Raw genomic sequence first — 9,140 nt, forward strand, 5'->3', positions numbered from 1 at the left:
GAATATGCATGATCGTGTATAGTCATGCATTGTGATCAGGGCAGCAGTAGCGGGGGCGAGCGGCTACGCCGGAGGAGAGATCCTCCGGCTGCTGCTCGCCCACCCGCAGTTCGAGGTCGGTGCCGTCACGGCGGCGAGCAGCGCGGGGGAGCGGCTCGGTGCCGTCCACCCCCACCTGGTCCCGCTCGCCGACCGCGTGCTCGAGGAGACGAACGTCGACACGCTCTCGGGCCACGAGGTCGTCTTCCTCGCGCTGCCGCACGGCCACTCGGCCGCGCTCGCGGCCCGGCTGCCCGACTCGGTCGTCGTCATCGACTGCGGGGCCGACTTCCGGCTCGAGTCCGAGTCGGCGTGGACCACCTTCTACGACACGGCGTATGCCGGCTCGTGGCCCTACGGCCTGCCGGAGCTGCCCGGGCCGGCCGGCTCCGTGCAGCGCGAGCGGCTCGCCGGGGCGCGGCGGATCGCGGTGCCGGGGTGCTACCCCACGGGCATCTCGCTCGCCCTCGCGCCCGGCTTCTCGGCCGGCCTGCTGGAGCCCGACGACGTCGTCGTCGTCGCCGCCTCCGGCACGTCCGGCGCGGGCAAGTCCCTCAAGCCCCACCTGCTCGGCAGCGAGGTGATGGGCTCCATGTCGCCCTACGGCGTCGGTGGCGGACACCGCCACACACCGGAGATCGAGCAGAACCTCGGCCGGGCGGCGGGTGGGCCGGTCACCGTCTCGTTCACGCCGACCCTCGCCCCCATGCCGCGCGGCATCCTCGCGACGTGCACGGCTCGCCTGCGGCCCGACGCCGACCCGGCGGCGGTCCGCGAGACGTGGGAGAAGGCGTACGCCACGGAGCCCTTCGTCCACGTGCTGCCCGAGGGCTCCTGGCCCACCACGGCTGCGGTCGTCGGCAGCAACCACGTCCAGCTGCAGCTCGCCGTCGACGAGCGGCTGGGCCGGGTCGTGGTCGTCTCGGCGGTCGACAACCTCACCAAGGGCACGGCCGGCGCCGCCGTCCAGTGCGCGAACATCGCCCTGGGTCTCGACGAGACCCTCGGCCTGCCCATCGCGGGGGTGGCACCGTGAGCGCGCCGACCGTTCGGCTGCCGGCCGGCTTCCGCGCCGCCGGGGTGACCGCCGGCCTCAAGGCTAGCGGCACGCCCGACCTCGCCCTCGTCGTCAACGACGGTCCCGACCACCACGCCGCCGCCGTGTTCACCAGCAACCGGGTCGAGGCCGCCCCGGTCACGTGGTCGCGCCAGGTCGTGGCCGACCGTCGGGTCGATGCCGTCGTGCTCAACTCGGGGGGTGCCAACGCGTGCACCGGGGCCCAGGGGTTCCTCGACACGCACCGCACGGCCGAGCACGTGGCAGGGGTGCTGGGTGTCTCGGCGGGTGACGTCGTCGTCTGCTCGACCGGCCTCATCGGCGAGCTGTTGCCGATGGACAAGATCATCGCCGGCATCGACGCCGCGGCGGGGGCGCTGTCGCCCGACGGACACGAGGACGCGGCGGTCGCCATCAAGACCACCGACACCGTGCACAAGGTCGCGACCCACGCCGGTGAGGGGTGGTCCGTCTCCGGCATGGCCAAGGGGGCCGGCATGCTCGCCCCCGCGCTCGCGACGATGCTCGTCGTGGTCACGACCGACGCCGTCGTCGACCCCGCCGACCTCGACGCCGCCCTGAGGTCCGCCACCGCGCTCTCCTTCGACCGCATCGACTCCGACGCCTGCATGTCGACCAACGACACCGTGGTCGTGCTCTCCTCGGGCGCGTCGGGCGTGACGGTGGGGCGCGAGAGCCTCACCGACGCCCTGACGGCCGTCTCGTCCGACCTCGCCCGACAGCTCATCGCCGACGCCGAGGGCGCCGCCCACGACATCGCGATCGAGGTGACGGGTGCAGCCACCGTCGACGACGCCCTCGAGGTCGCGCGGGCCGTGGCGCGCAACAACCTGTTCAAGTGCGCGATCTTCGGCAACGACCCGAACTGGGGCCGGGTGCTCGCGGCCATGGGCACCACCCGGGCGGCGTTCGAGCCCGCCACGCTCGACGTGTCGATGAACGGCGTCCAGGTCTGCCGCGCCGGCGGCGTCGGCGACGACCGCGGCCTCGTCGACCTCACGCCGCGCGAGGTCCACGTCCTCGTCGACCTGCACGCCGGGTCCGATACCGCCACCGTCTGGACCAACGACCTGACCCACGACTACGTCCACGAGAACTCGGCCTACAGCACATGAGCCCCGACAACGCCCGCGCCACGTCCACGCGCGGCAACCTGCGCGGACTCATCGACGCCGCCGCCATCCGCGTGGCAGCGAGCAAGGCCGCCACCCTCGTGGAGGCGCTTCCCTGGCTCGAGCGCTTCCGCGGCGCCCTCGTCGTCGTGAAGTACGGCGGCAACGCGATGGTCGACGACGCCCTCAAGGCGGCCTTTGCCGAGGACATCGCCTTCCTCCGGTACGCCGGGCTGCGGCCCGTCGTCGTCCACGGCGGCGGTCCGCAGATCAAGGCCATGCTCGAGCGCGTCGGCCTCGAGAGCGAGTTCAAGGGGGGCCTGCGCGTCACCACGCCCGAGGTCATGGACGTCGTGCGCATGGTCCTCACCGGCCAGGTGGGGCGCGAGCTCGTCGGCCTGCTCAACCAGCACGGCCCCATCGCGGTCGGGCTCTCCGGCGAGGATGCCGGGCTGCTCGGCGCCCGGCGTCGCGGCACCGTCGTCGACGGCGAGGAGGTCGACCTGGGTCTCGTGGGCGACGTCGAGAGCGTCAACCCGTCGGCCATCATCGACATCCTCGACGCCGGTCGGGTCCCGGTCGTCTCCACGATCGCCCCCGACCTCGACGTCGAGGGCCAGGTCCTCAACGTCAACGCCGACACCGCCGCCGCGGCCATCGCGGTCGCGCTCGGCGCCGAGAAGCTCGTCGTGCTCACCGACGTCGAGGGCATCTACGCCAGCTGGCCCGACCGGGGCTCGCTGCTGTCGACCATCACGGTCAGCGCGGCGCACGAGCTGCTCTCTCGCGTCGACCACGGCATGGTGCCCAAGCTCGAGGCCTGCATCCGGGCCGTCGAGGGCGGCGTGCCGCAGACACACGTCGTCGACGGGCGCACGCCGCACTCGATCCTGCTCGAGATCTTCACCGACGAGGGCATCGGCACGATGGTGCTGCCCGACATCTCCGGCTCGCTCGGCGCACCGGCCCAGGAGGACGCATGACGACCGGGAGCGAGCTGCTCGGGCGCTACGCCGGCGCGATGGTGCAGGTGTTCGGCGCGCCGCAGCTGGTCCTCGCCGAGGGCCACGGCTGCTGGGTCACCGACGTCGACGGCAAGCGCTACCTCGACCTGCTCTCGGGCATCGCGGTCAACGCCCTCGGCCACGGCCACCCGGCACTCGTGCAGGCGGTGGCCAAGCAGGCCGAGTCGGCCATCCACATCTCGAACTTCTTCACGTCCGAGCCGGCCATCGCGCTCGCTGAGCGGATCCTGTCTGTGAGCGGCGCCCCGGCGGGCTCCGGGGTCTTCTTCGCCAACTCCGGCACCGAGGCCACCGAGGCGGCCGTCAAGCTGTCGCGGCGCACGGGCCGCAGCCGCATCGTGGCGCTCGAGGGCTCCTTCCACGGCCGCTCGACGGGCGCGCTGGCCCTGACCCACAAGGCGGCCTACCGCGAGCCGTTCGAGCCGCTCCTCCCGGGCGTGGTCTTCGTGCCGCCGAACGACGTCGAGGCCCTGGACGCCGCCGTCGACGGCTCGACCGCCGCGGTGTTCCTCGAGCCGATCCAGGGTGAGGCAGGCGTACGCGAGCTGAGTCCCGACTACCTGCGTGCGGCCCGCGCCGCCACCTCCCAGCACGGCGCCCTGCTCGTGCTCGACGAGATCCAGACCGGCATCGGCCGCACCGGCGACTGGTTCGCCCACCAACCCTCCGGCGTCGTCCCCGACGCGATGACGCTGGCGAAGGGTCTCGGTGGAGGAGTGCCCATCGGGGCCCTGGTGACGTTCGGCCCCGAGGTCACCGGCATGCTCGCGGCAGGGCAGCACGGCACGACGTTCGGCGGCAATCCACTCGCCTGCGCCGCGGGTCTCGCCGTCCTCGACACCATCGAGCGCGACGGGCTGCTCGCGCACGTCCGCGAGGTCGGCGCCCTGCTCGACGATCTCGACGTGGAGGGCGTCGCCGGCACCCGCGGTCGGGGTCTGCTCCGCGCGGTCGAGCTCGACGGCATACCGTCGGCAGCGGCCATGGCCGCGGCGCGCGAGGCCGGCTTCATCGTCAACGCCGTCACGCCGACCGCGATCCGGCTCGCCCCGCCCCTCGTCATCTCCGAGCGCGAGCTGCGCGGGTTCCTCGACGCCCTCCCGGCGATCCTCGCGTCCGCGCGGGCGGCGGGGGAGGCCACGTCATGAGCCGCACCCAGCGGCAGCGCCGCATCGTCGAGCTCCTCGGCGCCCACGCCGTGCACAGCCAGGGGGAGCTGTCCGACCTGCTCGTCGCCGAGGGCACCGAGGTCACCCAGGCGACGCTCTCGCGCGACCTCGTCGAGCTCGGCGCCGTCAAGGTACGCCGCGGGCGGGCCCTCGTGTACGCCGTCCCCGGGGAGGGTGGAGAGCTGCCCGCCGTCGGCTCGATCGGTGACGCGGCCTCGGCGCGCCTGCGTCGCACGTGCGAGGAGCTGCTCGTCTCGGCGACACCCGCGCAGAGCCTCGTGGTGCTCCGCACCCCGCCGGGTGCCGCCAACTACCTCGCCTCGGCCATCGACCAGGCCCGCGACCCCGACGTCGTGGGCACCATCGCCGGCGACGACACGATCATGATCGTCACGGCGGGCGCGAAGCAGGCGGTGGCGGTGGCCGAGCGGCTGCAGGCCCTCGTCGGTCCGCGCGACTGATCCACCCGTTGTTGACCCGTACCACGTGCAGGAGGCACCACCGATGACGACCGACGCCCCCACCGGCACCGGCGAGAAGCCCGCCGACCGCGTCAGCCTCTGGGGCGGGCGCTTCGCCGGTGGCCCGGACCAGGCGCTGGCCGCGCTGTCGAAGAGCACGCACTTCGACTGGCGTCTCGCCCCGCATGACATCGCGGGCTCGCGGGCGCACGCGCGGGTGCTGCACGCCGCCGGGCTGCTCACGCCGGAGCACCTGACCGGCATGCTCGAGGGCCTCGACCGGCTGGAGGCGGACGTTGTGTCGGGTGCGTTCGTGCCGGCGGAGGACGACGAGGACGTGCACACCGCCCTCGAGCGCGGCCTCATCGAGAGGGTGGGCCCCGAGCTCGGCGGCCGCCTTCGTGCGGGGCGCTCGCGCAACGACCAGGTGGCGACCCTCTTCCGCATGTACCTGCGCGAGCACGCCCGGGTCGTCGGTGGTCTCGTGCTCGACGTCGTCGACGCGCTCGTCGCGCAGGCGCAGCAGCACCTCGGGGTCTCGATGCCCGGGCGCACGCACCTGCAGCACGCCCAGCCGGTGCTGCTCAGCCACCACCTGCTGGCCCACGCCTGGGCGCTGCTGCGTGACGTCGACCGGCTGCGCGACTGGGACGCCCGCACCGACGCGTCGCCCTACGGCTCCGGTGCCCTGGCCGGCTCGTCGCTCGGCCTCGACCCCGAGCTCGTCGCCAAGGACCTCGGTTTCGCCCGTGCCGTCGAGAACTCCATCGACGGCACAGCCTCGCGCGACTTCGTCGCCGAGTTCGCCTTCGTGGCGGCGATGACCGCGGTCGACATCTCGCGCATCGCCGAAGAGGTCGTCATCTGGGCGACGAAGGAGTTCTCGTTCGTGACGCTCGACGACGCGTACTCCACCGGGTCGAGCATCATGCCGCAGAAGAAGAACCCCGACGTCGCCGAGCTCGCGCGAGGCAAGGCCGGCCGTCTCGTCGGCGACCTCGCGGGCCTGCTCACGACCCTCAAGGCGCTGCCCCTCGCCTACAACCGGGACCTGCAGGAGGACAAGGAGCCCGTCTTCGACGCGGTCGACACCCTCGAGGTGCTGCTCCCGGCCTTCTCCGGCATGGTCGCGACGCTGACCTTCCACACCGACCGGCTCGAGTCCCTCGCGCCGCAGGGTTTCGCACTCGCGACCGACATCGCGGAGTGGCTCGTGCGCGAGGGTGTCCCGTTCAGGGTGGCCCACGAGGTGGCGGGGGCCTGCGTGCGCGACTGCGAGTCCCGCGGCATCGAGCTGTGGGACCTCACCGACGACGACTTCGCCCGCATCAGCGAGCACCTGACGCCCGAGGTGCGCAGCGTGCTCTCTGTCGAGGGCTCCCTCGCGTCGCGTGACGCGGTGGGTGGCACCGCCCCCGTCCGGGTCGGCGAGCAGCTCGTGGCTGCCGGCGAGCGAGCAGCCCTCGCCCGCGCGTGGGTCGACGCCGGCGTCTGAGGCTCCGGCTACGGTGACGAGGTGTCCGTCGACGAACGCCTCCCACGGGAGTTCTTCGCCCGCCCGTCCGTGGAGGTCGCGCCCGAGCTCCTCGGCCGACACCTGTCGTACGGCGGGGTCACGCTCCGGCTGACCGAGCTCGAGGCGTATGCCGGCGAGATCGACCCCGGGTCGCACGCCTTCCGCGGCATGACGCCACGCACCCAGCCGATGTTCGGCCCGGCAGGCTTCACGTACGTCTACTTCACCTACGGCCACCACTGGTGCGTCAACCTCGTGGCGGGTGAGGTGGGCACGGCCGCGGCCGTCCTCGTGCGCGCCGGCGAGGTGGTCGCCGGCCACGACCTCGTCCGCTCCCGCAGGGGACCGGTGCGCGAGCGAGACTGGGCCCGCGGGCCCGGGCGCCTCGGCCAGGCGCTCGCGATGGGGCGCGAGCAGACCGGGCTCGACTTCTGCCGCCCGCCACTCGGCGAGCCCATCGACCTCGTCGTCAGCGCGGGGGAGCCGGTCGAGGCGGCCGACGTGCGCGTGGGCCCCCGCGTCGGGGTGAGCGGACCGGGTGGTGACGGAGCGAGGTATCCGTGGCGCTTCTGGGTCGACGGCGAGCCCAGCGTGTCGGCCTACCGGCCCGGGGTCGTGCGCAAGCGACGCTGACGCGCGGGGCGGCCGGACGGCCATCCGTCGGTACTCGGTGGCTCCGGCAGGGCGGCATACGGCAGGCTTGGCCGCGGCGGGCAGGGAGCCCGACCGACAGAGAGGACACCGATACCCGTGACGGACATCTTCGACGAGCTGCAGTGGCGCGGCCTGGTGGCGCAGTCCACCGACGAGGCGGCGCTGCGCGAAGCACTCGCGGAGGGACCCCTCACGCTGTATTGCGGGTTCGACCCGACCGCTCCGTCGCTGCACTTCGGCAACCTCGTGCAGCTCGTCGTCCTGCGGCACTTCCAGCGGGCGGGGCACAAGGTCATCTGCCTCGTGGGTGGGTCCACGGGGCTCATCGGTGACCCGCGTCCGACGTCCGAGCGGGTGCTGAAGACCAAGGAGCAGACGGCCGACTGGGTGGCGCGCATCCAGGAGCAGGTGCGACCGTTCCTCGCGTTCGAGGGCGACAACGCGGCGCTGCTCGTCAACAACCTCGACTGGACGGCGCCGATCAGCGCCCTCGACTTCCTGCGCGACATCGGCAAGCACTTCCGGGTCAACCAGATGGTGCGCAAGGACGCCGTGGCAGCCAGGCTCGAGAGCGAGCAGGGCATCTCGTACACGGAGTTCAGCTACCAGATCCTCCAGGCGCTCGACTTCCTCGAGCTCTACCGCGCCCACGGCTGCACGCTCCAGACGGGAGGGGCCGACCAGTGGGGCAACCTCACGGCCGGCGTCGACCTCGTGCACCGCGTCGAGGGAAAGTCGGTGCACTGCTTCACGACGCCGCTGCTCACCGACGCGGCCGGCACGAAGTTCGGCAAGTCGGAGGGCAACGCCGTCTGGCTCAGTGCCGACATGACGAGCCCGTACGCGTTCTACCAGTACTGGATCAACGTCGAGGACGCGTCGGTGGTCAAGCTGCTGAAGGTGTTCACCGACCGCACTCCCGACGAGATCGCCGACCTCGAGAAGCAGGTGGCGGAGGAGCCCTTCCGCCGCACCGCGCAGCGCGTGCTCGCCGCGGACGTGACGACGCTCGTCCACGGGGCCCAGGCGACGGCTGCGGTCCAGGCGGCGTCCGAGGCGCTGTTCGGCAAGGGCGACCTCAGTGGTCTCGACCCACGCACCCTCGGCGACGCGACCGCCGAGCTGCCCGGGGCCGACGTCGCGGTGGGCACCTCGCTGGTCGACGCCCTCGTGGCCGTAGGCCTCGTCGACTCGCGCAACGGGGCGAGGCGAGCCATCGGCGAAGGAGGAGCGTCGCTCAACAACGTCAAGGTCACCGATCCCGACCAGGTGCTCGTCGAGGACGACTTCCTGCACGGTGCGGTGGCCGTGATCAAGCGCGGCCGGCGCAACCTCGCTGCCGCCAGGCGTGGCTGAGCACGCTGGAGAGGCCGCATCGACGGCCTGAGCGCGCGTCAGGAGGGCGGATCCCGTTGTCACACAACGCGATCCGCCACTTCTGACGCGTGTGGAGCCACGGATTTGTGTTTTCCGCGAGGGCCCGGTTAATGTTCTCTTCGTCAGCCCGACAGGGAGGAACGGACGCCACCGCGGCGGTGAGAGATCACCGAGCGAAGCTGGCCGGTCCCGGGGCTGGATGAAGGTCCGGAGCGCTCGAGATGATCGGGTAGGCTCTGGAGGGTAGGAACCGCTGATTCCAAGCGGGTCGATCCGGACGGTCTGAAGGCTGGTTCGCGGGTTTGACTCCCAAGCTTGAGGCGGGTAAGTTTGAAGGGTTGCCCCGGAGGCCTCCTCGTGGAGGTGGTTGATGGTGTGTGTCCGATTCTTGAGAACTCAACAGCGTGTCAAAAATCGATGCCAATTACCTCGTCCCGAGGCGCGGCACGGCCACTCGATAGCGGGTGGGTGTGTGGTGTCTTGGACGAATTATCCTTTGGTTGAATTGAACTTCTAGCTATTTTGAGCTGGTTGTTCGACTTCAGTCAGGTTTTCGGACCCTTCAGGGGTTCAAAGTTTGCTCACTCTTTTTCGGGGTGGGTGTTTGAACATCAACGGAGAGTTTGATCCTGGCTCAGGACGAACGCTGGCGGCGTGCTTAACACATGCAAGTCGAACGGTGACGATCAAGCTTGCTTGGTCTGATCAG

The 9,140-nt window shown here is 71.6% G+C and carries 8 protein-coding genes and 1 rRNA gene; all 9 read left to right on the top strand.

Annotated elements, in window-relative coordinates:
• Positions 1–31 precede the first annotated feature (31 nt).
• Positions 32–1,075 carry an N-acetyl-gamma-glutamyl-phosphate reductase gene (gene argC, locus ACXR8F_RS13215; protein ID WP_458801079.1) on the top strand — a complete coding sequence of 348 codons (1,044 nt, stop codon included), beginning with the start codon at positions 32–34 and terminating at the stop codon, positions 1,073–1,075.
• Entirely contained in the window at positions 1,072–2,232 is a 1,161-nt protein-coding gene (argJ, locus tag ACXR8F_RS13220) for a bifunctional glutamate N-acetyltransferase/amino-acid acetyltransferase ArgJ (RefSeq protein WP_458801081.1), read from the top strand. The genes argC and argJ overlap by 4 nt, the downstream gene beginning before the upstream one ends.
• Positions 2,229–3,212: an acetylglutamate kinase gene (argB, locus tag ACXR8F_RS13225; protein WP_045193121.1), complete on the top strand. Its 984-nt coding sequence runs from the start codon at positions 2,229–2,231 to the stop codon at positions 3,210–3,212. Before argJ ends, argB begins: the two co-directional genes overlap by 4 nt.
• Positions 3,209–4,402 carry an acetylornithine transaminase gene (locus ACXR8F_RS13230; RefSeq protein ID WP_458801083.1) on the top strand — a complete coding sequence of 398 codons (1,194 nt, stop codon included), beginning with the start codon at positions 3,209–3,211 and terminating at the stop codon, positions 4,400–4,402. Before argB ends, ACXR8F_RS13230 begins: the two co-directional genes overlap by 4 nt.
• Positions 4,399–4,884 (top strand): arginine repressor, encoded by a 486-nt coding sequence (argR, locus tag ACXR8F_RS13235; protein ID WP_458801085.1) that lies wholly within the window; start codon positions 4,399–4,401, stop codon positions 4,882–4,884. The genes ACXR8F_RS13230 and argR overlap by 4 nt, the downstream gene beginning before the upstream one ends.
• A 43-nt stretch (positions 4,885–4,927) precedes the next feature.
• On the top strand, positions 4,928–6,379 hold the full coding sequence (gene argH, locus ACXR8F_RS13240; protein WP_045193124.1) for an argininosuccinate lyase: 1,452 nt from the start codon (positions 4,928–4,930) through the stop codon (positions 6,377–6,379).
• A gap of 21 nt (positions 6,380–6,400) precedes the next feature.
• A complete protein-coding gene (locus ACXR8F_RS13245; RefSeq protein ID WP_045193125.1) occupies positions 6,401–7,033 on the top strand; it encodes a DNA-3-methyladenine glycosylase in 633 nt (210 codons plus the stop codon).
• A 117-nt stretch (positions 7,034–7,150) separates the two neighbouring features.
• A complete protein-coding gene (gene tyrS / locus ACXR8F_RS13250; RefSeq protein ID WP_045193126.1) occupies positions 7,151–8,410 on the top strand; it encodes a tyrosine--tRNA ligase in 1,260 nt (419 codons plus the stop codon).
• A gap of 632 nt (positions 8,411–9,042) precedes the next feature.
• Positions 9,043–9,140 (top strand): 16S ribosomal RNA (locus tag ACXR8F_RS13255); the annotation flags it as partial.

This window comes from Terrabacter sp. AAH1 (assembly GCF_054456855.1).

Coding starts and splice junctions, on each gene's coding strand:
- argB (WP_045193121.1), top strand. CDS start 2,229: ATGAGCCCCGACAACGCCCGCGCCACGTCCACGCGCGGCAACCTGCGC.
- ACXR8F_RS13230 (WP_458801083.1), top strand. CDS start 3,209: ATGACGACCGGGAGCGAGCTGCTCGGGCGCTACGCCGGCGCGATGGTG.
- argR (WP_458801085.1), top strand. CDS start 4,399: ATGAGCCGCACCCAGCGGCAGCGCCGCATCGTCGAGCTCCTCGGCGCC.
- argH (WP_045193124.1), top strand. CDS start 4,928: ATGACGACCGACGCCCCCACCGGCACCGGCGAGAAGCCCGCCGACCGC.